The organism is Pseudomonas sp. TH10 (genome assembly GCF_016651255.1).
Classification (GTDB): Bacteria; Pseudomonadota; Gammaproteobacteria; order Pseudomonadales; family Pseudomonadaceae; genus Aquipseudomonas.
In genome coordinates this window covers 1-23,174 of the sequence record NZ_JAEKEG010000040.1, presented here as the reverse complement: position 1 = coordinate 23,174, position 23,174 = coordinate 1, and the positions used below count along the sequence as shown (strand labels likewise).

At 54.7% G+C, this 23,174-nt stretch carries 26 protein-coding genes and 3 pseudogenes; 10 read left to right on the top strand and 19 right to left on the bottom strand.

From position 1 onward, the window contains the following. Nucleotides 1–16: 16 nt before the first annotated feature. The 6 genes from JFT80_RS06310 to puuE all read right to left on the bottom strand — a co-directional run bounded on the left by JFT80_RS06310 (nucleotide 17) and on the right by puuE (nucleotide 6,034). Nucleotides 17–1,369 carry a nucleobase:cation symporter-2 family protein gene (locus tag JFT80_RS06310; RefSeq protein WP_201147286.1) on the bottom strand — a complete coding sequence of 451 codons (1,353 nt, stop codon included), beginning with the start codon at nucleotides 1,367–1,369 and terminating at the stop codon, nucleotides 17–19. Between the two features lie 169 nt (nucleotides 1,370–1,538). After that, the gene (locus JFT80_RS06305; RefSeq protein ID WP_201147285.1) at nucleotides 1,539–2,837 is read right to left on the bottom strand and encodes a urate hydroxylase PuuD; all 1,299 of its coding nucleotides are present in this window, start codon (nucleotides 2,835–2,837) and stop codon (nucleotides 1,539–1,541) included. A gap of 51 nt (nucleotides 2,838–2,888) precedes the next feature. After that, on the bottom strand, nucleotides 2,889–3,392 hold the full coding sequence (locus JFT80_RS06300; RefSeq protein ID WP_024012211.1) for an ureidoglycolate lyase: 504 nt from the start codon (nucleotides 3,390–3,392) through the stop codon (nucleotides 2,889–2,891). A 120-nt stretch (nucleotides 3,393–3,512) separates the two neighbouring features. Beyond that, the gene (alc, locus tag JFT80_RS06295) at nucleotides 3,513–4,508 is read right to left on the bottom strand and encodes an allantoicase (protein ID WP_008080896.1); all 996 of its coding nucleotides are present in this window, start codon (nucleotides 4,506–4,508) and stop codon (nucleotides 3,513–3,515) included. Nucleotides 4,509–4,595: 87 nt separating this feature from the next. Continuing rightward, complete coding sequence (uraD, locus tag JFT80_RS06290; protein ID WP_201147284.1) at nucleotides 4,596–5,111, bottom strand: 2-oxo-4-hydroxy-4-carboxy-5-ureidoimidazoline decarboxylase; 516 nt, start codon at nucleotides 5,109–5,111, stop codon at nucleotides 4,596–4,598. After that, nucleotides 5,108–6,034 (bottom strand): allantoinase PuuE, encoded by a 927-nt coding sequence (gene puuE, locus JFT80_RS06285; protein ID WP_034151757.1) that lies wholly within the window; start codon nucleotides 6,032–6,034, stop codon nucleotides 5,108–5,110. The genes uraD and puuE overlap by 4 nt, the downstream gene beginning before the upstream one ends. 432 nt (nucleotides 6,035–6,466) lie before the next feature. Here puuE and uraH point away from each other — a divergent pair, with 432 nt between their 5' ends. Further along, nucleotides 6,467–6,820 (top strand): hydroxyisourate hydrolase, encoded by a 354-nt coding sequence (gene uraH / locus JFT80_RS06280; protein WP_008080901.1) that lies wholly within the window; start codon nucleotides 6,467–6,469, stop codon nucleotides 6,818–6,820. A 222-nt stretch (nucleotides 6,821–7,042) separates the two neighbouring features. Here the strand turns inward: uraH and JFT80_RS06275 are convergent, their stop codons facing one another. Further along, nucleotides 7,043–7,669, bottom strand: coding sequence for a LysE family translocator (locus JFT80_RS06275; RefSeq protein WP_008080903.1), 627 nt, complete (start codon nucleotides 7,667–7,669; stop codon nucleotides 7,043–7,045). 88 nt (nucleotides 7,670–7,757) lie between these two features. Continuing rightward, complete coding sequence (locus JFT80_RS06270) at nucleotides 7,758–9,107, bottom strand: NCS2 family permease (protein ID WP_201147283.1); 1,350 nt, start codon at nucleotides 9,105–9,107, stop codon at nucleotides 7,758–7,760. Nucleotides 9,108–9,750: 643 nt separating this feature from the next. Between JFT80_RS06270 and JFT80_RS06265 the strand changes: the two genes are divergently transcribed. Next, nucleotides 9,751–10,884: a hypothetical protein gene (locus JFT80_RS06265; protein WP_201147282.1), complete on the top strand. Its 1,134-nt coding sequence runs from the start codon at nucleotides 9,751–9,753 to the stop codon at nucleotides 10,882–10,884. A 162-nt stretch (nucleotides 10,885–11,046) separates the two neighbouring features. On the opposite strand, the gene JFT80_RS06260 is transcribed toward JFT80_RS06265, so the two are convergent. The 5 genes from JFT80_RS06260 to JFT80_RS06245 form a co-directional block, all read right to left on the bottom strand. Beyond that, nucleotides 11,047–11,418 (bottom strand): glutathione S-transferase N-terminal domain-containing protein, encoded by a 372-nt coding sequence (locus JFT80_RS06260; RefSeq protein WP_201147281.1) that lies wholly within the window; start codon nucleotides 11,416–11,418, stop codon nucleotides 11,047–11,049. Nucleotides 11,419–11,522: 104 nt separating this feature from the next. Then, a complete protein-coding gene (gene folE, locus JFT80_RS06255) occupies nucleotides 11,523–12,068 on the bottom strand; it encodes a GTP cyclohydrolase I FolE (RefSeq protein WP_010456659.1) in 546 nt (181 codons plus the stop codon). Nucleotides 12,069–12,090: 22 nt separating this feature from the next. Further along, the gene (locus tag JFT80_RS06250) at nucleotides 12,091–13,236 is read right to left on the bottom strand and encodes a tyrosine-type recombinase/integrase (RefSeq protein WP_307833051.1); all 1,146 of its coding nucleotides are present in this window, start codon (nucleotides 13,234–13,236) and stop codon (nucleotides 12,091–12,093) included. After that, nucleotides 13,140–13,481, bottom strand: coding sequence for a hypothetical protein (locus tag JFT80_RS25060; protein ID WP_307833049.1), 342 nt, complete (start codon nucleotides 13,479–13,481; stop codon nucleotides 13,140–13,142). Before JFT80_RS25060 ends, JFT80_RS06250 begins: the two co-directional genes overlap by 97 nt. After that, entirely contained in the window at nucleotides 13,453–13,812 is a 360-nt protein-coding gene (locus JFT80_RS06245; protein WP_242482811.1) for a hypothetical protein, read from the bottom strand. Before JFT80_RS06245 ends, JFT80_RS25060 begins: the two co-directional genes overlap by 29 nt. 133 nt (nucleotides 13,813–13,945) lie before the next feature. Here JFT80_RS06245 and JFT80_RS06240 point away from each other — a divergent pair, with 133 nt between their 5' ends. Next, on the top strand, nucleotides 13,946–14,587 hold the full coding sequence (locus tag JFT80_RS06240) for a hypothetical protein (RefSeq protein ID WP_201147279.1): 642 nt from the start codon (nucleotides 13,946–13,948) through the stop codon (nucleotides 14,585–14,587). A 234-nt stretch (nucleotides 14,588–14,821) separates the two neighbouring features. Here JFT80_RS06240 and JFT80_RS23890 read toward each other — a convergent pair whose 3' ends face one another. Further along, nucleotides 14,822–15,067, bottom strand: a complete 246-nt coding sequence (locus JFT80_RS23890; protein WP_242482810.1) for a hypothetical protein — start codon at nucleotides 15,065–15,067, stop codon at nucleotides 14,822–14,824. A 105-nt stretch (nucleotides 15,068–15,172) separates the two neighbouring features. Between JFT80_RS23890 and JFT80_RS06230 the strand changes: the two genes are divergently transcribed. Continuing rightward, on the top strand, nucleotides 15,173–15,835 hold the full coding sequence (locus JFT80_RS06230) for a DUF2971 domain-containing protein (protein ID WP_201147278.1): 663 nt from the start codon (nucleotides 15,173–15,175) through the stop codon (nucleotides 15,833–15,835). A gap of 14 nt (nucleotides 15,836–15,849) precedes the next feature. On the opposite strand, the gene JFT80_RS06225 is transcribed toward JFT80_RS06230, so the two are convergent. Next, nucleotides 15,850–16,776 (bottom strand): DNA cytosine methyltransferase, encoded by a 927-nt coding sequence (locus tag JFT80_RS06225; protein WP_201147277.1) that lies wholly within the window; start codon nucleotides 16,774–16,776, stop codon nucleotides 15,850–15,852. 36 nt (nucleotides 16,777–16,812) lie between these two features. On the opposite strand from JFT80_RS06225, the gene JFT80_RS06220 reads away from it, so the two are divergent. Next, nucleotides 16,813–17,307 carry a hypothetical protein gene (locus JFT80_RS06220; RefSeq protein ID WP_201147276.1) on the top strand — a complete coding sequence of 165 codons (495 nt, stop codon included), beginning with the start codon at nucleotides 16,813–16,815 and terminating at the stop codon, nucleotides 17,305–17,307. A gap of 56 nt (nucleotides 17,308–17,363) precedes the next feature. Here the strand turns inward: JFT80_RS06220 and JFT80_RS06215 are convergent, their stop codons facing one another. Next, a complete protein-coding gene (locus JFT80_RS06215; RefSeq protein WP_307833050.1) occupies nucleotides 17,364–18,158 on the bottom strand; it encodes a DUF2303 family protein in 795 nt (264 codons plus the stop codon). 175 nt (nucleotides 18,159–18,333) lie between these two features. Here JFT80_RS06215 and JFT80_RS06210 point away from each other — a divergent pair. From JFT80_RS06210 to JFT80_RS23880, 3 pseudogenes are all read left to right on the top strand, one after another. Then, nucleotides 18,334–18,585, top strand: a pseudogene (locus JFT80_RS06210) (cell wall hydrolase); the annotation flags it as partial. Continuing rightward, nucleotides 18,582–18,836 (top strand): annotated as a pseudogene (locus JFT80_RS23885) (DUF2514 family protein); the annotation flags it as partial. The pseudogenes JFT80_RS06210 and JFT80_RS23885, both read left to right, overlap by 4 nt. A gap of 131 nt (nucleotides 18,837–18,967) precedes the next feature. After that, nucleotides 18,968–19,096, top strand: a pseudogene (locus JFT80_RS23880) (DUF2514 family protein); the annotation flags it as partial. 254 nt (nucleotides 19,097–19,350) lie between these two features. Here JFT80_RS23880 and JFT80_RS06200 read toward each other — a convergent pair. Then, nucleotides 19,351–19,728: a hypothetical protein gene (locus JFT80_RS06200; RefSeq protein ID WP_201147275.1), complete on the bottom strand. Its 378-nt coding sequence runs from the start codon at nucleotides 19,726–19,728 to the stop codon at nucleotides 19,351–19,353. 622 nt (nucleotides 19,729–20,350) lie between these two features. Here JFT80_RS06200 and JFT80_RS06195 point away from each other — a divergent pair. Continuing rightward, on the top strand, nucleotides 20,351–20,689 hold the full coding sequence (locus JFT80_RS06195; protein WP_201147274.1) for a hypothetical protein: 339 nt from the start codon (nucleotides 20,351–20,353) through the stop codon (nucleotides 20,687–20,689). A gap of 464 nt (nucleotides 20,690–21,153) precedes the next feature. Beyond that, nucleotides 21,154–21,894, top strand: coding sequence for a hypothetical protein (locus JFT80_RS06190; RefSeq protein ID WP_201147273.1), 741 nt, complete (start codon nucleotides 21,154–21,156; stop codon nucleotides 21,892–21,894). Nucleotides 21,895–22,004: 110 nt separating this feature from the next. Here JFT80_RS06190 and JFT80_RS06185 read toward each other — a convergent pair whose 3' ends face one another. Continuing rightward, nucleotides 22,005–22,160 (bottom strand): hypothetical protein, encoded by a 156-nt coding sequence (locus JFT80_RS06185; protein WP_201147272.1) that lies wholly within the window; start codon nucleotides 22,158–22,160, stop codon nucleotides 22,005–22,007. Between the two features lie 369 nt (nucleotides 22,161–22,529). Then, nucleotides 22,530–22,715 (bottom strand): hypothetical protein, encoded by a 186-nt coding sequence (locus tag JFT80_RS06180; RefSeq protein ID WP_201147271.1) that lies wholly within the window; start codon nucleotides 22,713–22,715, stop codon nucleotides 22,530–22,532. Nucleotides 22,716–23,174: the final 459 nt, after the last annotated feature.

Genomic DNA, 23,174 nt, shown 5'->3' with positions numbered 1-23,174 from the left:
GGCGTGTACTTGTTTGTCAGTGTGCGTGGCAGTCATTGATCGCCGCGCGCTCTTTGCCGCCGAGAATGTTGAACAGCAAATTCAGCGTCAGCGCGCTGAGCGTCGCCATCGCGATGCCGCTGTGGGTAATCGGGCTCATCCACATCGGCAGGTGCGCGAAGAACTCCGGACGCACTACCGGAATCAGGCCCATGCCGATGCTTACCGCCACCAGCAACTGGTTGCGACGGTCACCGATGTCGGCTTCCTGGAGGATCTTGATGCCGGTCGCGGCAACCATGCCGAACATCGCAATCGCTGCACCGCCCAAAACCGCCGGTGGAATGGACGCCACCAGAAACGCCGCTTTGGGCAGCAAGCTCAGTACGATCAGCAAGCCGCCGGCGACGATGGTGACCGAGCGGCAGCGCACGCCGGTCATCTGCACCAGGCCGATGTTCTGGGCGAACGAGGAGTGGGTGAAGGTGTTGAAGAAGCCGGCAACGAACGAGGCGCCGGCATCACACAGCAAGCCGCGACGCAACATGCGTGGGCAGACTTCCTGACCGGTGATCTTGCCCAGCGCGAGGAACATGCCGGTGGACTCGACGAAGATGATCACCACCACCAGGCACATCGACAGGATCGGTGCGAGTTCGAATTTCGGCATGCCGAAGTGCAGCGGAGTAACGAACTGCACCCATGGCGCGTTGGCCATGCCGCTCAGGTCGACCATGCCGATCGCGCCGCACAACACGTAGCCGAAGCACATGCCGATCAACACAGAAATGTTCACCCAGAAACCGCGCATGAAGCGGTGGATCAACAGAATGGTGCCTAACACAAGTGCGGCGATGGCCAGATAAATCGGTGAGCCGAATTGCGCAGCGCCAGCACCGCCACCTGCCCAATTCACGGCCACGGGGAACAGCGACAAACCGATCGAGGTGATGACCGTGCCGGTCACCAGAGGAGGGAAGAAGCGCACGACCTTGGACATGAACGGCGCGATGATCATGCCGAAAAATCCGGCAGCGATGGTCGCGCCGAAGATCCCTTGCAGGCCGATACCGGGCATGCCGGCCATGGCGACCATGCTGCCGACCGCAGCAAAACTGGCGCCCATCATCACCGGCATGCGAATGCCCATCGGGCCGATGCCCATGGACTGCACGATGGTGGCGACACCAGCGACCAGCAGGTCAGCATTGATCAGGAAGGCAATTTCTTCACGACTCAGGCCAGCGGCCTGTCCGATGATCAACGGCACCGCGATGGCACCGCCGTACATCAGCAGAACATGTTGCAAACCGACCAGAATCAGTTGCAAAAGGGGCAAACGCTGAATGGCGGGTGCGTCGGGGATGCGCGCTTTGGACAGCTCGGACATGCAACACCTCGGATCTTTTTTATTCTTGTGATTGAACAGCTGTCGGGTTGCTCACAGCTGTTTCTGTGCATCAGGTAAACCGCGTTGCGGCTATTCGCGGGCAAGCCTTGCTCCTACAGGATTCAGGTGATCCTGGTAGGAGCAAGGCTTGCCCGCGAAGCTTTACTGCTTAGTTGGTCTGGGCTCCCTGCGCGATCCATGCACCGATCAGGTCACGTTCCTGCTGGGTCATCTGTGTGATGTTGCCCAGTGGCATGATCTGCGAGGTGATGGCTTGCGCCTGGATGCGCGCCGCGTTCTGGCGGATCTGCTCAGGGGTGTCGAACATCACACCCGCTGGTGCAGCGCTGAACAACGGGCTGGTCGGTTTGGCCGAGTGGCAAACCGCGCAGCGTTCTTGAATCACGCTGTGCACCTTGTCAAAACCCGGGCCGGCATTCGCTGCCTGGGTCGGTGCCGGTTCAGGAGCTGTCACCGGTGCAGCTGCGGCTGGCTTCTTGTCACCACCCAGGGCGGTTTCCGGCAGTGGCTGGTACTCGATGGCGGCCTTGGCGACTTCAGGCGCGCTGGACATCGGCTTCGGACCGGACACATAGGCCAGGCAAATCATGCCCACCGCTGCCACCGGCAGAGTCCAGGCAAACTTGTGGCTGTCGTGACGGGTGTTGAAGTAATGACGCACCAACACTGCCAACACTGCGATCCCGGCCAGGATCAACCAGTTGTACTGGCTGCCATAGGTGCTCGGGAAGTGGTTGCTGATCATGATGAACAGCACAGGCAGGGTGAAGTAGTTGTTGTGCCGTGAACGCAGCAGGCCTTTGGCCGGCAGTGCCGGATCGGGCGTGCGGTTCTCGGCAATCGCCGCCACCAGCGCACGTTGTGCTGGCATGATGATGCGGAACACGTTGCCGACCATGATGGTGCCGATGATCGCGCCGACGTGCAGGTACGCACCACGGCCGCTGAACACCTTGCTGAAGCCATACGCCGCGCCGATGATCAGCACGAACAGAATGAAGCCGAGCAGGGCTGGGCGTTTGCCCAGAGCGGAGTCGCACAGGAAGGAGTAGATGAACCAGCCGAGGAACAGCGAGCCGATACCGATGGCCACGCCTTCAGGGCCGCTCAGGGTGCTGCCCGGAGCCAGCAGGTAGAGCGTTGGATTGGAGTAGAACACCACGCACAGCAGCGCAATACCCGACATCCAGGTGAAGTAGGCTTCCCATTTGAACCAGTGCAGGTTCTCCGGCATCGACGGAGGGGCCAGTTTGTATTTTTCCAGGTGATAGATGCCGCCACCGTGGATCGCCCACAGATCACCGGCCAGACCGGTTTTCGGGTTGACGCGGTTGAGGTTGTTCTCCAGCCAGACGAAGTAGAACGACGCGCCGATCCAGGCCACGCCAGTAATCATGTGAACCCAGCGCACGCTCAGGTTCAGCCATTCCAACAGATGTGCTTCCACAGTCTTTACCTCTCGCCTGTCACTCTTGTTGTCGAGTGATCAGACCTTCTCTTATTGGTGGGGGGCGAGGATCAAACGCTCATCCTCTTTGAAAAAATGCTCATCGCAGTTATTGCCTGTGCCACTGCGATCAACCACCAGGAAGTCATCCCGCTTTTCGATCGTCAGCACCGGATGGTGCCAAACGCCGCGATGGTAATTAATGCCCTGCCTGCCGTTGGTGACGAAGGCGCGGACCAAGCCTGATACAGGTTCATCGCCAACTGGCGCGACCACGATCAGAAAGGGGTTGCCGAGCAGCGGAATGAAAGCCTGGCTGCCCAGCGGATGGCGTTCCAGCATGCAAACGGTCAGCGGCATGTCCTGCGCGTCGGCGCGGAAGATGCTGATGATCGCGTTGTCCTCAGGCTGAGCGGTTTCGACCGTCGCCAGTTTATGGAAGCGCATGGTCGAACCGTTGTTGATCATGAAGTGATCGCTGCCGTCGGTTTCGATCACGTCACCGAAAGGGGCGAAGGCTTCTTTGGTCAGCGGTTCAATCGTTAGTGTGCGCATGCTGTTCTTCTTATCCGAATTCTGTGTTGACTGTTCTGATGCCTTCGCGAGCAGGCTCGCTCCCACAGGGGATTGCATTCCAAATGTGGGAGCGAGCCTGCTCGCGAATGGTTTCACTGCTTATTTAGCGACCTTGCCCAATACGCGCAGGCGGCTTACACCACCGTCCGGGAACACGTTCAGACGGATGTGGGTGATCGGGCCCAGCGCTTTGATCTGCTCGACGAAGGTGTGCTCGGCGTGCATTTCCAGCTTCTGGCTTGGCAGCAGATCGCGCCAGAACAGCGACTGGGTTTCGATCTGGCTGTCAGTACCACCTTTCACGAACGCGCCCTGGATCGAGCAAGTGTCCGGGTAGTTGCCTTTGAAGTGCAGGGTGTCGACGACGATCTTCTCGATCTCGCCCGGGTGGCCCAGCGCGACGATGACCCAGTCATTGCCCGGCGTACGACGACGTGCAGTTTCCCAGCCATCGCCCATGTTGATGCCGCGGCCCGGGTTGAGGATGTTGCTCATGCGACCGAAGTGTTCGTCGGAGCAGGCGAGGGCGCGGCCACCATTCAGGGCTGCTGCCAGATCGACTTGCTCGTTGTCGCCAACAGCCGACCAGTCACGGTGCGGCACACCGTACACGCGCAGACGGGCAACACCGCCGTCCGGGTAGATGTTGAAGCGCAGGTGGCTGAACGCTTGGTCGTTGCTGATTTCGTGGTAGTGATGGCTGTTGCCCTGCAGCTCGACGGCCGACAGCACTTCAGTCCACTGGGTGTTTTCATCAGGCTCGCCCGAGGCCAGGAAGCACGCTTCCAGAGAGGCCGATGGCGGGAAGTTGCCGGTGAAGAATGAAGTGTCGATGTCCACGCCTTTGATCGAGCCTGGTACGCCCAGACGGATCACCGCGCTGTCGAAGCCTTCGAAGCGCTTACGGCGCGATTCCCAGCCGTCCATCCACTTGCCGTTGTCATCGAACACGCCCTCCTTCCAGACGGCCGGAGTCGGTTGAAACAGACGATTGGCGTCTGCGAACCAGTCATCGGTGACCGAGATGATTTTGGTGCCCAGACGGGCATCGGCCAGGTTGACGAATTTTTCGAAAGGTACGGCGTAAGCTTTCATTCTTCTTGTCTGCCTTTAAAAAAGTGGCTGGGGATGCTTGCAAGACCCTGGGTACTCTCCGCGTTTGATGTACTCGGGTCAGGCTCGCTATAGGGTCAGTAAACGGAACAGGGCGATCTTGTTGATCTCCGCCAGCGCGCACTTGAACTCGGTGTCTTGCGAGTTGTGGATGCGCGTTTCGAACGCCGCGAGGATCTGATGCCGGTTGCTGCCTTTTACCGCCATGATGAAGGGAAACTTGAACTTGGCTTTGTAGGCGTCGTTCAGCTCGGTGAAGCGAGAAAACTCTTCTGCCGTGCATTGGTGAATACCGGCGCCAGCCTGTTCATTGGTGCTGGCTTCGGTCAGCTGGCCCTGGACGGCAGCTTTGCCGGCCAGGTCCGGGTGAGCGTTGATCAGGGCAAGCTGGCTTGCATGATCGGCGCTCAACAGGATGTCGCTCATGCGCTGGTGCAGGGTTTCGATCTCGTCGATCGAAGCGTCCACGCCCAGGTCGTAGGCCTTCTCGGCCACCCATGGCGAATGTTCGTAGATGTCGGCGAAAGCTTTGACGAAGGCGTCGCGGCTCAGGGTCGACGGTTGCAGGGTTTGAAAGCGGCTCATTTGGCGGCCCCTTGGTACGGCTGGGTTTCGTGCCAGTGACGCGCGATGTCGACGCGGCGGCTGAACCAAACCTGTTCATGACTTTTAGCGTATTCGATGAAGCGTTTGAGCGAAGCGATGCGACCCGGACGGCCGATCAAGCGGCAGTGCAGACCGATCGAGAGCATTTTCGGCGCTTCGGCACCTTCGGCGTAGAGCACGTCGAACGCGTCTTTGAGGTATTCGAAGAAGTCGTCACCCTTGTTGAAACCCTGCACTTGCGTGAAGCGCATGTCGTTGGTGTCGAGGGTATACGGGATCACCAGATGCGGCTTGCCGGTCGGGTTGTTCGGCTCCCAGTAGGGCAGGTCGTCGTCGTAGGTGTCGCAGTCGTAGAGGAAACCACCTTCTTCCATCACCAGGCGACGGGTGTTCGGGCCAGTGCGGCCGGTGTACCAGCCCAGTGGGCGCTCGCCGGTGATTTCGGTGAGGATGCGGATCGCTTCGAGCATGTGCTCGCGTTCCTGCGCTTCGTCCATGTACTGATAGTCGATCCAGCGGTAGCCGTGGCTGCAGATTTCGTGCCCGGCATCGACCATCGCGCGGATAACATCCGGGTGGCGCTGCGCGGCCATGGCCACGGCGAAGATGGTCAGCGGAATATCGAATTCCTTGAACAGCTTGAGGATCCGCCAGACGCCGGCACGGCTGCCATACTCGTAAAGCGATTCCATGCTCATGTTGCGCGCGCCTTGCAGAGGCTGGGCGGCAACCATTTCCGAGAGGAAGGCTTCCGATTCTTTGTCGCCGTGGAGAATGTTGCGCTCGCCGCCTTCTTCGTAATTGAGCACGAAAGACAGGGCGATGCGGGCATTGCCCGGCCAGTGTGGGTGAGGAGGGTTACTGCCGTAACCGATCAGGTCGCGTGGGTAGTCAGCGCTCACTGCAGTCTTCCTTCTTATTCGTTGACAGATAAGTGTGGCGGCCTGGCGGTGAGTTAACAGGCTGGCGTCACAGCGATGGGCTGATTGTATACAACTTTAATCGCAATTTGTAAGCCTGATTTTTTGCATTTTTCACCGACTGTCATCTTTTACTGCTAATGGCGTGAGCCTGCAAGAAACCTGCCTGACCAGTCAGCTAATGGATACGAGGTTCAATGAATAGGCCTGCCGCTGGCAGATCGTGAGGAAACCCCCGAATGGCGGGGGTGGTGTGAAAAATGTCGTTTTTATTGTGTACAATTTTTCTGAAAAGTGTCTTAATCAGTCGCTCGCCGCAGCTTTTCGTGCTCCGAATCGGTGCGGTCTCCTTTTTATCTGACTTCGGGAGGCGCGAGGTCTGACTGCTTCCACGCAGGCAGGCGCGCAGAATCAATGGGACGTTTGACAACACACGTTTTGGACGCTGCACACGGTTGTCCGGGCAGTTCGATCAAGGTCGAGCTGTACCGCGTTGAAGGTTCGCAACTGGAATTGGTCGCCAGTGCTGTAACCAACAGCGATGGCCGGGTCGATGCACCGCTGCTGCAAGGCGATGACTACCGTACCGGGGTTTATCAGGTGCAATTTCATGCAGGCGACTACTACCGCGCCCGTGGCGTGCAGTTGCCGGAGCCCGCGTTTCTGGACGTCGTGGTGTTGCGGTTCGGCATCTCTGCCGAACAGGATCACTACCACGTACCATTGCTGATTTCGCCGTACAGCTATTCCACGTACCGGGGCAGCTGACCCCAAGCAGCTGCCCCCACCGGGAAGCGACTGCGCATATAGCTTCTTTGGTCTTTCGCCCGCCCACACTGCGGGCTTTTTTTTGCCTGCTGGAAAGTCAGAAGAGCACCACAATCCACTGTGGGAGCGGGCTTGCCGGCGATGAGGCCCCAACAGGCAACATCACCTCCAGATCGTCCGAAGGCTCGGGCCGCGTTCGGACGATCTTTTGATTTTGCCTTGCTAACGGCTCAGCAGGGACGCTGCGCCAGCACCACTGAACAACCCGGCACTGATGCGGTTGAACCAACTCTGACCTTTACCGCTACGCAGATACCGCGCCGCGCCATGCGCGCCCAGCCCGTAAGCCAGCTTGCAGCACAGATCAAGCACCACCCAGGTCGCGATCATGATCAGCAACTGCGGCAGAAACGGCTGCTGCGCGCTGAGGAACTGCGGCAGAAACGCAGCAAAGAACAGAATGTCCTTGGGATTGCTCGCGCCCAGCACAAACGCGCGCCCGAACAGCGTGCGGAAGCGCGGAGTCGGTGCAGCCTGAGGCACCTCCGCGCCCACTGACGGCTGACGCGATTGCTGCCAGCTCTGCCAGGCAAGGTAGAACAGGTACAGCGCGCCGACGATTTTCAGCGCACTGAACAGCTGTTCAGACGCCAGCAGCAGGGCGCCCAGGCCCAATGCCGAAGCGCTGAGCAAACAGATCGACGCAATCACTCCCCCGAGGAACGCCGGGTAAGAACGGCGCAGACCGTAATTCAGACTGTTGCTGATCATCAGCAATGACAATGGCCCCGGAATAAGGATCACCACCAACGCAGCGCCGCTGAACAGCAGCCAGGTTTCCAGACTCATCACTTTCCTCCTTTTTGTTGTATTGAAAAATGCACAAAAGCCCCACCCGCAAGGGTGAGGCTGTTTTGAAGCCTGAACCGCGTAGCGCTTACAGGAAGATGAACTTGGCGATGAAGATCGCGCAGAGCACCCACAGGCTCACGGAAATTTCCTTGTACTTGCCGGTACCGGCCTTCAGCGCCACGTAGGTGATGAAGCCCAGCGCGATACCGTCGGCGACCGAGAAGGTCAGCGGCATCATGATGGCGGTGACGATCGCCGGGATCGCGTCCGTGGCTTCATCCCACTCGATATGGGCCATGCCGCCCATCATCAGCATCGCGACATAGATCAGCGCGCCGGCTGTGGCGTAAGCGGGAATCATGCCGGCCAGCGGTGCGAAAAACATTGCCGCTATAAATAGCACACCTACGGTCACCGCGGTAAGACCAGTCCGACCACCAGCGGCCACGCCGGCAGCACTTTCCACGTAACTTGTGACCGGCGGCACGCCAACGATCGCGCCGAATACGCTGGATGCACTGTCAGCTTTCATTGCGCGGGACAGATTTTCGATACGACCGTCGGCGTTGACCAGATTGGCGCGCTGGGCGACGCCCATCAATGTACCGGCGGTGTCGAACATGTGCACAAAGAGGAACGCCAGTACCACGCTGATCATGCTGACGTTGAATACGCCGGCGACATTCATTGCCATGAAAGTGGGCGCCAGACTTGGCGGGGTCGACATGATCCCTTCGTAATGCACGATGCCCAGGCCCCAACCGGCCAGGGTCACGGTGATGATACTGATGAGGATCGCGCCGAAAATTTTGTGGTAGCTGAGGATCGCGATCATCAGGAAGCAGATGGCAGCGAGCAGTGGGCCAGGTTCGCGCAGGGAGCCGAGCTTGATCAGTGTCGCCGGGCTGTCAACGACAATGCCGGCGGTTTTCAGACCGATCAGACCCAGGAACAAACCGACGCCGGCGCCCATCGCAAAACGCAGACTGACCGGAATGCTGTTGAGCAGCCACTCGCGAATGCGCGAGAAGGTCAAAATCATGAACAGCACACCCGAGACAAACACCGCACCCAGCGCGGTCTCCCAGTTGTAGCCCATGGTGCCGACCACGGTGTAAGTGAAGAACGCGTTGAGGCCCATGCCCGGCGCCAGGCCAACCGGCCAGTTGGCGTAAAGACCCATCAACAGGCAGCCGAGAGCGGCGGCTATACAGGTGGCGACGAAAGCTGCACCGTGATCGATCCCGGCATCGGCCATGATGTTCGGGTTGACGAAGATGATGTAAGCCATGGTGATGAAGGTTGTCAGACCGGCGATCAGCTCGGTCTTCACCGTGGTGCCATGCAAGCTGAGTTTGAACAAGCGCTCAAGCAGGCCATTGCGTAACGGCGGCGAGAGATCCAGCGTCGATGCTTCGGATTTGCGGCTTTCCACAGCGAGTACTCCTCAAGAGTTTTATTGTTATTTCCAGGGCCGGACCCATGAGGGGTGGCAGCGGCCCTTTGAGGCATACGCGAATTTGTTGACCATGCGGTCAGGAACTCGCACGCTGTGGATTATGCTTTTGTGTACAAATAAAGCAAATATTGTTTTTGGTTTTGTAGACGAAAAAATTTTCGATCGGAGTATATCGCCTGTCACGCCGCCTTCGCGAGCAAGCCCGGCTCCCACAGTGATCCACCGAACATAAATACAGCGTCCACCACCAAAACCCCGGGGAGCGGGCTTGCCCGGGTAGAAACCGGGGACTTCCTTTACGTTTTAAACCAGCGACATCGTATACAGGTGCAAAAATGCGGTCAGGAGGTGCCTGACCATGCCATGGCATCGAGAGTCCCCGAGGGGTCAACGAATCACACTCATAGGCGTCTGGCGGCACTTGGGAGCGGAATATCTCCACCTGCTGCTTACGAGCACGCGATAGCGCTCAAACCACCTGGGGGTGGAGTTAACTGACCATGATGGCGCTCAGAATAATAAGGAGCGTATTTTGCAAGATGGCCTTATCTATTGCACCTTATATACCCTTAAGATTTTTATGTAATTGCTTATAAAACATTTCAAGGGTGGGGTAATTATGCAGTCTTCAGGTTTGTCCGGTCCACAAGGAATACTCAGTCTTAAATTACATGAGCTGAGCACTGCCAATAAAGTTTCAAAAAAACACTTGGGTGAGCTCGGTAAATTAGTCGGTGTACTTGGTGGGGTCCGAAATAATTCTTACGAATTGAGAAATGCAATTGAATCAATGGGCAAACGTACAGAAGATCTGATGGCGCTGTTTGGTTTGCTGAATGGGGTACTCGACCGTCAGAGCTCTCGTATGTTTGATAAAAAACAGCGGCAGTTAAAATCTATCGAGAAAATAATCATGCCGGTCGCCAAGGAAATTGATTCACAAGAAAAATTGCTTAAAATTGATAATATTGACCGTAAGATTCGCGTCACAAAAAAAGAAATTGGAAAGCTTGATGGTGAAAATCGCAAAAACGGAGAAAAAATATTACGCCTTGAACAAGATATTCGATGGGCAAAAACCAGCGATAGCGACTTGGAATCTATTCGCAACAAACGTCGGGAGAGAGCCAATGAGCTCAATGCTGAAGCCCTGGAACGATGGGAAAATAGAAATTCCAAGAAAGACAGGGACATTCAGAGTCGGACAAATAGCAAAGATCGGGCTGTGGAGCACGCGTCAAATCATGGCGTCGCGGTAAGGAGTCCTCTGGATTTGGCCATCGCTGGCAAGATCCATGATCCTGAAAATACTGGTTTTGGGCCCATGTGGTCCTCTCACATACAAAGCGATGAATTTGTTATGAAGAAATTCGGTTGTATCGAGGGCTACGGGAAATATGGAGAACGCATTAAAGTCCCTAATGCTGAGGGTGAGATGTGGAAAATACTTGTGAAAGACTTTATGGGTTCGCCAGCTAAACTAGATAAGTTGCAGTCGGAAAAAACCAAGCTTGAGAATGGATATAGGCAACAAGCTGAATTAATGACGCGCCAAGCGAAAATTCCGCATGAAAAAATTTCTGAGCAAGAAATTACTAAAAAATATAATGCTATCTCTACTTTCAAGGAAGAGAATGAAAACCGTGAGCAAAAAATTACAGACTTTAAGGTCTCTATTTCCGAGCTTGAGCGGGAGCGAACGAAATTGCTTGAAGAGATTATGGTTTTGCAACGCCTCAGCCCCGTGTCCTGAAGCCGAATTTATTTTCGTGCCGCACGCAAGTAAAGCCCACAATCTGGTGGGCTTTTACTTGTGTGCGCAATGCAGGTCGTGTTGCGCGCGAGCGCAACCAGGCTTGGCTGTGCTGGCCCACTTACGAGTACGCGAAGGCGCCAGATCAAACACCAAAATGGATCAAGCCGCCGCGAAGCGCTTATCCAGATAATCAATGATCACCTTGGACTCATACATCCAGGTCGTCTGCCCATTCTCTTCAATCCGCAGGCACGGCACTTTGATCCGGCCACCCTGTTCCAACAGCGTCTGGCGATCCTGCTCGTTGTTCTTCGCATCCTTCAGCGCCACCGGCACATTCAGGCGACGCAAGGTCCGGCGGGTTTTTACACAGAATGGGCAGGCATTGAACTGATACAACGTCAGATCTTTCGCTGCCGCATCCACCTGAGCCTGAGCAGCGGCGGGGCGTTTTTTCTTGCCCGGACGGGTGATGAAGTCGACGAAAATAACCAGTTGGCCGAGGCCGACACGAAGCGCTTTGACGAACACGTTGAAAGCCTCACGGTGCAAATAAAGAAAGGCGCGCAGCTTACCCGATTTTTCACGGGCGAAAAAAAACCGGCGATGAATGCCGGTTTTCTTCGTGCTGCGTATTACTTGATCAGGCTGAGAAACTCGCTGCGGGTGGCAGCGTTTTCACGGAACTCACCGAGCATCACCGAAGTGATCATCGACGAATTCTGCTTCTCGACACCGCGCATCATCATGCACATGTGCTTGGCCTCGATCACCACGGCCACGCCCAGCGCGCCGGTGACTTGCTGGACCGCGTCAGCGATCTGGCGGCTGAGGTTTTCCTGAATCTGCAAGCGGCGAGCGTACATGTCAACGATGCGCGCGACCTTCGACAGGCCCAGCACTTTGCCGCTCGGGATATACGCGACGTGCGCCTTGCCGATGAACGGCAGCAGGTGGTGTTCGCACAGCGAGTACAGCTCGATGTCCTTCACCAGCACCATTTCGCTGTTGTCGGAGCTGAACAGGGCACCGTTGGTGACCTCTTCGAGCGTCTGTTCATAACCGCGGCAGAGGTACTGCATGGCTTTGGCGGCACGCTTTGGCGTGTCGAGCAGGCCCTCGCGGGAGACGTCTTCGCCCAATTGGCCGAGGATCGCGGTGTAGTTCTGTTCCAGTGTCACAGGGGCTGATTCCATAAGGGTTTCAGAGGGGTACTGTTTCTGTCTGTACCAATTTTGTACCAATCAAGCTGTTTTCGAGCTTACCGAGTTCACCCCAGTCGGTGCTGGAATTGATCCATCGGGCGTAAGTCGATAGCAACATCTGAACGCTATGACCGAGCTGAGTGGCAATAAACGCAGGGTTCATACCCGCCATGAGGCACATGGTAGCGTATGTGTGTCGGCAGTTGTATTGCCGTCTGGCCCTGATCTTCAAAGCGACCAGCGCTGCCTTGAAATGCTTGTCGGTCACGCTGGCCTGTTGGATGAACTCAAAGTTCTTGGTCGGCGGGAAAACGTAGGGCGATTGTTTATGCTGGCGCCGGATCTGTTTCGCCCTCAACTCGGCCACGGCTTTGGCCACATCAACCGCATGCAATGCCCTGCTGTTCAGCATGACGCGCCGCGCCTCGCGAGTTTTCGTGCGCTCCTCGATCTTGTAGTCAGCCACGATTCTGCACACGTTGGCCACACGCCCCTCTGTATCCACTTCATCCCAGCGCAGCGCCGCTATCTCACTTGGCCGCATGCCGGTAAAAAACGCGAACTCAAAGTAGGCCGCGTACACCTGCATCGAACCGGTCAGCACCTTATACAGATGCCCAATGATCAAATCCGCCTCCAGCACCGTAAACGGGTCCACCGGTTTCTTCGCCTTGGCTGGCAACTCAATCGATCCCACCGGGTTCCTTGTGATCAGCTCATCATTCACCGCGCATTCAAACATCGTGTGCAGGCGCTGGATCGCCGAGCGTTCTACCGTCGACGATTTCCATTGCGTTTCACTAACGATTTTTCGAAGCATTGCCGAATTGATCTGATCAATCGGAAGCAGCGCCAAATGCGGCATCCAATAAAGGTTGAGGGATATCCGGTAGTTTTTCCGGGTTCCCCCGACGACTTCCCGGCTGTCTAGCCAAGTTTGCGCGTAGCCGCCAAACAGCGGCGTCGCGGAATAGGTTGAGTAGGTTGAGTTCGGGAACAGCTCGGCGTAACGCTGATCGTCCATCACGCCGTGCTTGATGAGGCTGATTACTGTAGCGCGTAGATCTGCGGCCGCTTTAATGCCTTTTGGCGTTTGGGAATAGGCGAGGGTCTCGCAGCGCCGGAACTGCCATGTGAAGCGAATGCGGACTGATTGACCTGCGAATTCAACTCCGGCGGGCAATCCCAAAGGCTTTCTAGCCATGCCTCGTATCTCCTGATGCTGTAATAAATCTGCCCGTCAATTTCGTTCCACACCCCTTTGGGGATGATGTTGCGCTGGCGCTTACCCTGAAGCGCGCGCCGGGTGGTGCCAACCATCTCCGCGAAGTTCTTCTCCGCGACTTTGTCGGACAGGTACTCAACCGGTATCTGTTGTGCTGCTGCCATGATGATGCTCCATGCCGCGCGTGGCGGCAGAAGTTGGGGAAGGGTGGTTAGCGGCGCTCGAGTTCGGTGTGATGGCCTCGACCTTTACTTGACCGATGATCTTGGTGGTGTCGAGGTGATCCTTGAACAGCCGGTTTAAACGTCCGATCGCGGCCTCTCTGGCTTGGTCGTGCACCTGGCCTGTTGTGCAGTCAGGCCCCCAGCTGCCCAGATTCGAAAGCTCCAAGGTGATGGTGACCTCCGCGCCGGTGGTCGTTCTTGAGCGCGGCTTCATCACCGTGGCCCCGGGGTGGATGAGCCAGGCCATGTAGGCGAAGGCAAAAATGGGCATGACTGTTCCTTTGCCGCTGTAGCGGCTGACATTGAAAACTGGCGTTTTATGGACACGCCTGCAATCTTCGCCTTGCAAAGTACGATTATTATTGCGTGTTATAATTCGTTTCACGTGATGCGCGGGAGCGACTATGAAGCGATATTTGTATGGGAAAAATAAGTATCTATCGGGAGTTGTTGGTGATGAAGGGATTATCAGATTTAGCGACATAATCCATTATGGAAGAAATCCAAACGAGCAAATGCGTGACAATGAAATTCTAAAGCATTTCATTCTTGATAAAAGCTCATATCGGTTTCTATACAATGGAGCGGATCTGGAGTCTAACTCAATGAGTTCGAATCCAATGATTTCTGCTTTTACGCCGAGAGCGTTTTGTCTTTGTCTCACCAAGAAGAAGGATGATCCTGAACTGTATGCTCGGTTTGAAGCTGATATTTGTATCGAAATCGATGTCGAAAAATATTTCGATAAGCTTTCCAAAGACTTTGAAGCTTGGTCAGGCGCTGAGGTTTTTGCTGGAGATATTAACTATTATCCGCAGATAATGACGTCGGGGAAACCAGATCTTTTGCGGTTGCTTTTTCAAAAGCCAGACAGATTTTATATCGAGTCTGAGTATAGGATAGCCATCCGCATTCCGCCTGATCATAATTTTGAAATGAGTAATGGTGAAATTACGAGAGTGTATTCTGATGTGGAGTCAGAAGGGCAATACCTGTTTTTGAAAAACTCATTATTAGGTTGTCTTGGTGATGTCTACTACAGATAGCATTCACAGAAATAGCGGGTCCTGTAAATACTGTAGCTATTCACAACTGTCATGCCGTCACTTGTTCGGGCTGTCGGAAGACAAGAATCGCAACCGCCTGCTCACGGACAGCTTTCATACCGGCTTCGTCGTAACCCCAGATGTTGCTGTCGCTAAAACGTTCAGGACCGAGATAATCAGGATGCAGCTGTTCGCCGGTTCAGATGAAATGCCGAAACCCTTTGACCAGATCCTTCAGCGTTCCACCATGGCTGACCCACGCCACCGGCCGCCCCACACCGTTTCATGAGTGAAGATGCGCTTCCCACTGTAGTCGTCGATGAACCAGACCTTGCCGCTGTGATCTACTTCCATGCTGGCGTAGCGATTTACAGCCTGGCTGTAAAAGAACCGGCGGCCGTGGTCAGCGATGATCCGGATTACCTGGTTTACCTGCTCGGTGCGCTGGCGCTTCAAGGCCAGTTTGTTTTCTTTGGGCATGTGGCGTCCTATGCCGGGTCATGCCCGGGCGGTAGAGAGTGGTGATCGGCTTCCAAATTGAATGCTATCTTCTAGAACGGAACTTCATTTGGCTCGGAGGCTGGAATGTCTGAAACAAACATGCGTCGTGTATATCACTTCGTTAACAGCGAATTCGGATTGCAAAATGTTCAGAGGCGGCGATTAAAAATTTCAACCCTTCTGGGGCTCAACGACCCGTTCGAGCTGCTTAGTAACAATATTCAAGATAAACAAGTACGATCCCTTTTCAATATTGCAAAAAGCGTCTTTGATAAAAGATTCGGCATTATCTGTTTCAGCAATTCGAGTCGAAGCCCTGTGCAGTGGGCACACTACGCGGATAGGAATAAAGGGGTATGCTTGGGTTTTGACGTTCGTGCGGATTTTCTCATGGACATTCAATATATTGCTGAGCGAGTCAGCGAAGCCAGCTTTCCCAAGCACCCTGACCATGCCGAAGAATGGATGCAGAAAATACTTTCTACGAAATACTCGCAATGGGAATACGAGGGTGAGTCAAGATGCTTCTTAAATCTTGAATCAAAAGTTGGCGATTTTTACTTCAGAAGTTTTGATAGCAATATAGTGTTGAAAGAAGTCCAGGTCGGTTTTCATAGTGAAATAACTCGGGCGCAGCTTGCAGAAAAACTAGGTGATTTATCTGAAAGCGTCACTTGCTTCAAGGTGCGCCCAGCGTTCGGATCTTTCCACATGGTTAGAAACGAAAATGAGTCTTTGTGGAAATGATCTGAGAGTGAACATCAAGCAGCGGCCTTCAGCGCTTCGATGATTCTTTGGCCGGCTAACGGCGGGACCGCGTTACCCGCCATGTGCATGGTCAGCCTATGATTGTCTGGACGCTTTGTGTTGGCCGGGAACGACATGGCTGCCAGTGCTTCGTTGGCTGAGAGCATCCGCATCTCATCGCCGCGCACGAGAGCCCACCGGTCAAGCGTGGTGATGGTTCCGATCGGGCGATTCAGACTGCGGCCAGTCAGGCCCGAGCCAGATCCGTAATAAGGCATGATGAATCGATCGCCGAAGCGTTCGCGGCCATTCTTCACGCGGAGCAGCGTTGACTTGGCACGACCAGGTTTAAAAACCTTGCTCCATTTGCCCGCATCGAAGTCGATGAACGATGAGGCTGGCACATGCCGGCGCTGATGCAGTTGCAGGTTCAGCGGGGCCTTGCTTCGGGTGCAGACCAAGAACAGGCGCACTCGGTGCTGAGGCACGCCGAGGTCGGCACAATCGACGACGTGGGGCGCGATCATGTAGCCGAGGGCCGCCATTGCCTGTGACCATGCTGGGTACAACGCCCAGGCCGTGAACTCTTCAACATTCTCGACCAGCACGACTTCCGGCCGATGGAATTCGGCAGCCGACACCACAGCCCAAGCTGTGGACCTTGATGCATCGTGCTGGGCGTTGCCGGACTTCTTGCCCCGGGCTTTTGAATGCCCCTGGCAACAGGGCGAGGCGAGCATGATGTCGTGCGCTGGAACCTTCGACCAATCCGCCTGGTGCAAGTCTTGGCAGATGTGAATCGCGTCCGGGTGGTTGGCGCTGTGCCACTCGACCGCTACGGGCCAGTGGTTGGCCGCCCAGAGAATTTCTACACCGGCGCTGCGAGCACCGGTAGACCATCCACCGAGGCCGGCGAATAGGTCGATTGCGGTAATGTTCATAGGTATGCATAATCCGATTTTTTAATGGACTTAGAGATGCAAGCGCCAACTGACAATTTATACAAGTTCTTAGCGATTGCGGGGATGCTGTGCTTTATTTATTTCTTCTTTGATTTTAATAAAAGATCTGATGATCTAGAGGGGAGGCTTGATGTACTTACAATGCAACAGGCTGAATTTTTAGCTACTGTTGACGCGCTTACGGAATGGGCGGATCAGTCAACCAAAAACATCACAGCCGACCTTATGGCTAAGCCTACTGCTCAAGAACTTAAAGAAGCCCATGATAAGCTTGTAAAGGCGCGTGATGAAGTACAAGAAAAGTTCAGGGAGCTTAAGGTCGTAAATGCTAAGCTAAATAAAAGTATTGATATTGCTAGCGAAACGATGAAAAAACTTAACAATATGGCTGTTTTGTACAATATATATAAGATCTCATCTTTATTGGTGGCTATTTTCGGTGTGTACTTGTGGTATTTCAGAACTCAAAAGTATTTAGATTTGAAGGAAAAACAACCTGTAAGCAATTGAGCGTCATATTAAAAAAGAATGGGCGGCATGATCTATTACCGCCCGATCCAAGGGGATTACTTGGCGTCGAACGTTCCCAAGGAAAGCTTGGCGGCAGTGCCGATCCTTGAGTCGAGCACTGCTTTGAACTCTTGTGCAATATCCTCGCGCTGAACCTCCTCCCCTACCCAGCGCAACTTAAGAGCAGGCTGCGCGCCGCTGGTTATGACAGAAATCCGCAAATTGATTTGCTGTTCGGTCAAGCCCTCGTAAGGGATCGTGCTGAACAGTAAAGCGACCGGTAGTGTTTCTTTGCTCCGTGCCTCGATCTGATCCATGGCGCTGCGGCTGGCGCTGGTCTCGCCTACAGTGCTTTCCGATTCGCTGACGGCTTTCACCGTGATCGTACGCACCGCGGCGATAGCTTTGGCAACAGGGATCGCCTTGCCCTCGTCATCGATCGGCGTCAGGTACTGGTGCCAGTCTTCGATCCAATCGCTCAAGTCCTTCTGCGACATTGCCCGCCCACCGATTGCCTGGGCTGCCTTGTAACCAGCGGACGCTTTCATTCGGAGCAAGGCGCGGTCATCTGCGTGGCCCGGGGCTTCATCTGTGCCCAGGTTGAACAGCAGCGTGCAGGTCATCTCGTCTTGGTCGATGAAGCCCTTGGCGGTTGAGATAGCACGGTCGGCGACATAGGTGCTGAAGTCAGCCAGCGAATGGGTGGAGTAGATGCCACGGAAATGGCTGCGACCCGCCTGCCATTTTTCCAGAGTGACCACCTGGCAGCCTTCCGGCAACACGATAGTAGGCGTTTGGGTGTCCAGCCTTTTGCCGCTCGCTTCGAGCGCGGTGTCGGTGATGAGCTGGATCGCTTATTTGGTCAGAGACATTGGTCAGTTCCTTGGTGGTCGAGCGGTTAAGTGCGGGGATTGATTGGGGCTTGTTCGCGGCTAAAGAGCTGATCGTGCTTATCTGCAAAGAGGGTGATCTTTCCGCCGGAGCCAACGTGCATCGGTGTGTCCAGGCTAGTGTTTTCGCTGCGGGTACCAGTTCAGCTGCTGGAACAGGAACGACCCGAACTATGCCTACCTGGGTGGCGCCAAATCGATTCCGTTCCGGGAACTTGCCCAAGCGCGGATCGCTGCTGACGAGGTGATCGACGGCAAGGTGTCAGATCCCACCGGCGGTGCCACGCATTACTACGCAACCACGATGCCAAAGGCCCCGCCCTGGGCCGCTAATGCGAAGCAGACACTCAAGCTTGGCCACCACGTGTTCTTCAAGGATGTGCCATGAGCGCGATCTTGCTTAGGGTCCTTCCTTATTTAGCTGTTGGACTGCTTGTGGCATGCGTGCTGTTTGGTGCTTATCACCAAGGCGTGAGTGTCGCGGACGCCAAATGGCTGTCGGCCTGGCATCAGCGCGATGCCGACGATAAGGCAGCGGAGTTGGAAAATGAAGCCCGCGAGCGCGTCCGTGAGCAGGCGTATCAACAGTCAATCAACAAGGCGGTCCAAGATGGTCAACGCACGAACGATCAAGCCGCTGCTGATGCTACCGCTGTTCGCGCTTCTTCTGACAGCGTGCGCGGAGCAGCCGACAAACTGCCGTTCGACTCGCAGCCAGTGAAGCCAGCGGCAATTCCTGCACTGCCGCCGCAAGCAAGGCAGCTACTCGCGCCGCAATGGTGCTTGCCGACGTGCTCAAGCGCGCTGACCAGCGAGCGGGCGACCTGGCTGAATTTGCTGACCAAGCCAGAGCCCGCGGAAGAACATGCGAGCAGTCATACACCGCCTTAACTCGATGAATAGAATGGTGAGTGAGTCGATAGCGATCTACAACCGAGCGCCCACATCTATCCCTGAAATACAAAACGCCCTTTGCAATGCATTGGGCGTTCGGAGGGAACAGGTGTAAACCTATTTTCGGGAGTAGACATTACGATTCGCACAACCCCCAGGCGTGAATACGCATTTCGCCTGGGGTTAGTATTCAGCGCCTTCTTCGTGGGCGCGTTCAAGGACTGATTGCACCGGCAGCCCGTCAGGCCGACATTTGAGACTAGCTGCCCGCAACCGTAGTTGGTGCATCGACTTCGTCGGCGGGCTTGGCACAGGCTACTAAACTCAGTTCGTAGGACAGCCCATAGCCTCTCAATTGTACTGCATCCTTGTCCGCTCCCGACGCGCCTGCCGTATTCGAGAGACCTTCACCAAGGAATCTCACTGTCTCGCGCGCGCAATCAAATTGATATCTGGAGTAGCTGACGAAATTTGGTTCTGTCCTTTTCAGCAAAAGCGTTCGCTCCGTCTCAGGCCCATCAATTTGCTGAATCGTATAAACGGTGGTTTCACGTTCGGCATATTTATAGGCGAATGGCTGGTCCGCATTGGCGTTGGCAGCAACAGCGAGCAGCAAATAGAAATAGGTATTTTTCATGATTTCATCCTTGAAAGGGGTATCCCCCATTCCAATGCGGTTATCGGGTCAGCTCGCACGAGCGCGTCTACAAGTAAGTGAATATTGCACTCAATCGGAACTTTTTCCATACAAATTGTCTCGCCACCTTTCGGCTGAAGCGGCAGATAGGATGCGCGCTGTCGATAACTGTTTTAATCAACGCAGTTTGCATGCGTAGACGTTTCATTTTTACGTTCGCTGGGCCCGCCAATCATTGTTTTTTGGGGTAATGCTCGGCCTTTCAGTTCGAGGATGGGGGGGCGCGGTCATATTCGGTGCCGCAGTCCCGGACCGTGATGCCATCCGTAGAACGGGCGCAGTGACATCGCCGAGACCAGCCCCGCAGGCATGCCGTTTGATCCGGTGACCCTACTGCCGTGGATGCCAAATTGTCGGGGATGGCAAATAGCAATTTCACGCTCAGCGACTTGGAGGGAACCGACGGCGGCGTGTATGCGCAGTTGTGGTGGTACAGGGAGGCGTAATTTTCGGTCGGCAGAACGCCGGAGGGGGGTAAAACGCTGCAAATTTGGGGGATTGATTGGCTGGCACAAGGCCTGTATATGAGGAGGACTACTTTCTCGCCAAGGAAGAGCTCCAAATGAAGCAGATAAAATCGATGATCACTATCATCAGCTTTTTGGCCGTTGCCGGCTGCATGTCAGCCCAGATGGTGTCTTCTCCGAAATCTGGATCCGCTTATGCGCCTGTGAACGAGGGGGCGAGAGGAGGAGTGGTGAAGTACCTGAATGATGGAGCGGATTTTGTACGCAACCAGCGCCGCGACGATGCTTATAAGCAGATGCATGACGCCTGTAATGGACGATACAAAATTGATGCCGAGGGCTCCAGCGCAGAAGGTGGAGGGGTAATAAATTCGGGCGCCACTTCTTTTTGGACGCAATCTAATTATTGGTACATCAGGTTTTCATGCGCATAGATAGAGACACCCTCAGAGGTCAGTCACTGAGTTTTCTATTTTTGGCCATCAAAAAGCCTCAGTGACTTTCCGAGTGACTTTGTAAATTACGGTTCTGCACAGTGAGGCGTCGTTGCAGCGAGCGCCAAGCGCGAAGCCTTATGTTTAGCGGGCTGTAGAGCAGTCCGCTTGCATGGGGTGCTAGGGGTTGGGTCGGACGCCGAAGTGGGCTGAAAAGCTGTCTAAAACTACCGCGAACTTGCTCGGTTTCATTGGCCCTAGAGGCGCTCAATTCCGGCAAGGGTTTAGACAGTCGCCACTGCATGCCGTTGAAATACAAGACCTGTAGGCAAATCCTGGCAGTACTGCTGCATTAGTAGCGTGTTGCTGCGATTGTGTCACTTGCAGCCAGGAAGCGACTGGTTATGCGCGCTCAGCCTGATATGCTCGGGACTTTATTACGTTGATGAGGCCGGGCACCTACGATGAGTTTTATCCCTAGCTGCGACCATCGAGAAGACGCAATCAGATCCCTCTCTGAAATCTATGCGGTTTCCATTGAGAAAATCGACAGGGTTCTTCGAACTTCGGAAGTGCGGAAAATCGCAAAGAGATATTCTCAGATTGATTCGCCGGGGTTCCATTTTGTGGTGTGCCACCTGCTAAAAGCTTCCCCTCGAACCGACATTACCCACGCCTATTACTACCATTCGACAAGCTACGGGGGCTGTCCTTCATGGTTTGATCAAGGGCTACTTGGCTCGTCGCAAGGAGTAGGAAGCTTTCTGGACAAAATCACCGAATGGCTGCCTCCTGAGAAGCAACTTGCCGCAAAACAGGCGGCTAGGGGGATCGTGAAGCTTCGCAGCGAGTATGAAGGCTCCAAAGCCGAGATGTGTGGCCCCTACGCATGGAACACTTTTACTGCCGCCAGCTCTAGTCCAAGTGGAATTAGCTTCCGGATTCCAGAGGCTATCCGGGATCTGTGGAATCCCAGTTTTTGTGGGAGCGGAGGCTTGGTCGATTTGACAGAAATTATCGAAGAACGGCTGAAGCCCGTCGTAGTCAAGTTCAAAGGAAAAATCACGGACATCAATGACTACTGTGCAACGCTCTGGGCCTATTTACTTTCAGATGGCGGTGAGTGTCACCTTATTCATACCTTTTCGGGCAATGGAATAGCTATACCTAAAGAGGACATCGTTGCGTTGATGGATGTCCCGTAATACGCGGTTAGACGAAACGGCCCAACTACCCCGGCGGTGACGCCGAGGGAGCCGTTAGCTACCGCTGCAGTACTAGCAGGCCGAAGGCAATTACCCAGCCCGCTATTGAATCAGGAAGTGAAGTGATTGATTGCGATGGCCATCAAGCTGCAGCCAAGGAGAATCTTGCAAATGGCGTCCGTGAGGCGGCGCTTGTTACGCGGCACCGAAAGCCCGAAGACGTACCAGACAAGCGTGAGTGCCAAGAGAAAAGCGATAGTGGTCATGAAAACTCCGTTCGTGAGCGCTGCACGCTGATGTGCAGCTAGTACTCAGTGACTAATCGGCACACTTTTACGGAATCTTCACTCCAACTTGAAAAAATAATTGTGAGATATCACTGCGCTAAAGCCGCTGATTGGAGATCATCAGGAATCGTCGCGGCCTGCCGCTCGACTGCGCAAAACAACCGCTACAGGCCCCGGTTTACCGTTTGCATAGGCACAAAAAGCGGATGTTTTGCCACCATAGGAAAGACCTGTATTCCTTTTAAAACAGATGCTTAGGTGCCTACAGGCCCCAGCATGGGGTGCTAGCGATCGTATCGCCAACAAAGAACACGCCATGTCGGCATTCGACCCATAGCAAACATCAGTTTACGGGCCACTGGTATAGATGAGCCACGCTATGAAAGCCACGAATAGAGTCAGCAGTATCAAGCCGCCAACGGCAACTGCCCAACCCTCCGCAAAACCACTTTCTCCTTTAAAACGGCCGCCACTGAGCAAGCGCAGCACGTAAACGCCAATGCGATGGGCTACCACATCTAAGATGAAGTCCATTTGATCCTCGTGTCTGTTTACCGTATTACTAGGCGCATCGACTACTGCTGTACGATGCCTGCCCGTGGTAAGCGGCGTTGTCGAACCAAAATCGGACCTCGAGTCTCCACCCTCCCGAGCACTAGCGTTCCTACCTCATGCAGGGTGAGATCTGTTCTACGGCTCAAATACGATCTGGCAATTTGCGTAACCGTTGATTACGCCGTGGCATCCTAAAGTTAAAACAAAATAGAAAAAGCCAGTGCACGCCTACGGCAACCAAACTCCATATCCCCAGTAACCATAAGAACAAACCGTCAGGCGAATTAGATAAACCGACACGGGTTCCGTGTGAAAGCCAGAGAATTAGCCCAATATAGGCGCCTACGCACAAAGGAGCTCCAACCCCTCGCTCTGAATCGCCTTCAAAGCATCGAAACAAGTGCGTCAAACAGAGCCCAGCAGCGATGGTCGGGCCAG

Coding starts and splice junctions, on each gene's coding strand:
- JFT80_RS06310 (WP_201147286.1), bottom strand. CDS start 1,369: ATGTCCGAGCTGTCCAAAGCGCGCATCCCCGACGCACCCGCCATTCAG.
- JFT80_RS06300 (WP_024012211.1), bottom strand. CDS start 3,392: ATGCGCACACTAACGATTGAACCGCTGACCAAAGAAGCCTTCGCCCCT.
- alc (WP_008080896.1), bottom strand. CDS start 4,508: ATGAAAGCTTACGCCGTACCTTTCGAAAAATTCGTCAACCTGGCCGAT.
- uraD (WP_201147284.1), bottom strand. CDS start 5,111: ATGAGCCGCTTTCAAACCCTGCAACCGTCGACCCTGAGCCGCGACGCC.
- uraH (WP_008080901.1), top strand. CDS start 6,467: ATGGGACGTTTGACAACACACGTTTTGGACGCTGCACACGGTTGTCCG.
- JFT80_RS06275 (WP_008080903.1), bottom strand. CDS start 7,669: ATGAGTCTGGAAACCTGGCTGCTGTTCAGCGGCGCTGCGTTGGTGGTG.
- JFT80_RS06265 (WP_201147282.1), top strand. CDS start 9,751: ATGCAGTCTTCAGGTTTGTCCGGTCCACAAGGAATACTCAGTCTTAAA.
- JFT80_RS25060 (WP_307833049.1), bottom strand. CDS start 13,481: ATGGCAGCAGCACAACAGATACCGGTTGAGTACCTGTCCGACAAAGTC.
- JFT80_RS06245 (WP_242482811.1), bottom strand. CDS start 13,812: ATGCCCATTTTTGCCTTCGCCTACATGGCCTGGCTCATCCACCCCGGG.
- JFT80_RS06240 (WP_201147279.1), top strand. CDS start 13,946: ATGAAGCGATATTTGTATGGGAAAAATAAGTATCTATCGGGAGTTGTT.
- JFT80_RS23890 (WP_242482810.1), bottom strand. CDS start 15,067: ATGCCCAAAGAAAACAAACTGGCCTTGAAGCGCCAGCGCACCGAGCAG.
- JFT80_RS06230 (WP_201147278.1), top strand. CDS start 15,173: ATGTCTGAAACAAACATGCGTCGTGTATATCACTTCGTTAACAGCGAA.
- JFT80_RS06225 (WP_201147277.1), bottom strand. CDS start 16,776: ATGAACATTACCGCAATCGACCTATTCGCCGGCCTCGGTGGATGGTCT.
- JFT80_RS06220 (WP_201147276.1), top strand. CDS start 16,813: ATGCAAGCGCCAACTGACAATTTATACAAGTTCTTAGCGATTGCGGGG.
- JFT80_RS06200 (WP_201147275.1), bottom strand. CDS start 19,728: ATGAAAAATACCTATTTCTATTTGCTGCTCGCTGTTGCTGCCAACGCC.
- JFT80_RS06195 (WP_201147274.1), top strand. CDS start 20,351: ATGAAGCAGATAAAATCGATGATCACTATCATCAGCTTTTTGGCCGTT.
- JFT80_RS06190 (WP_201147273.1), top strand. CDS start 21,154: ATGAGTTTTATCCCTAGCTGCGACCATCGAGAAGACGCAATCAGATCC.
- JFT80_RS06185 (WP_201147272.1), bottom strand. CDS start 22,160: ATGACCACTATCGCTTTTCTCTTGGCACTCACGCTTGTCTGGTACGTC.
- JFT80_RS06180 (WP_201147271.1), bottom strand. CDS start 22,715: ATGGACTTCATCTTAGATGTGGTAGCCCATCGCATTGGCGTTTACGTG.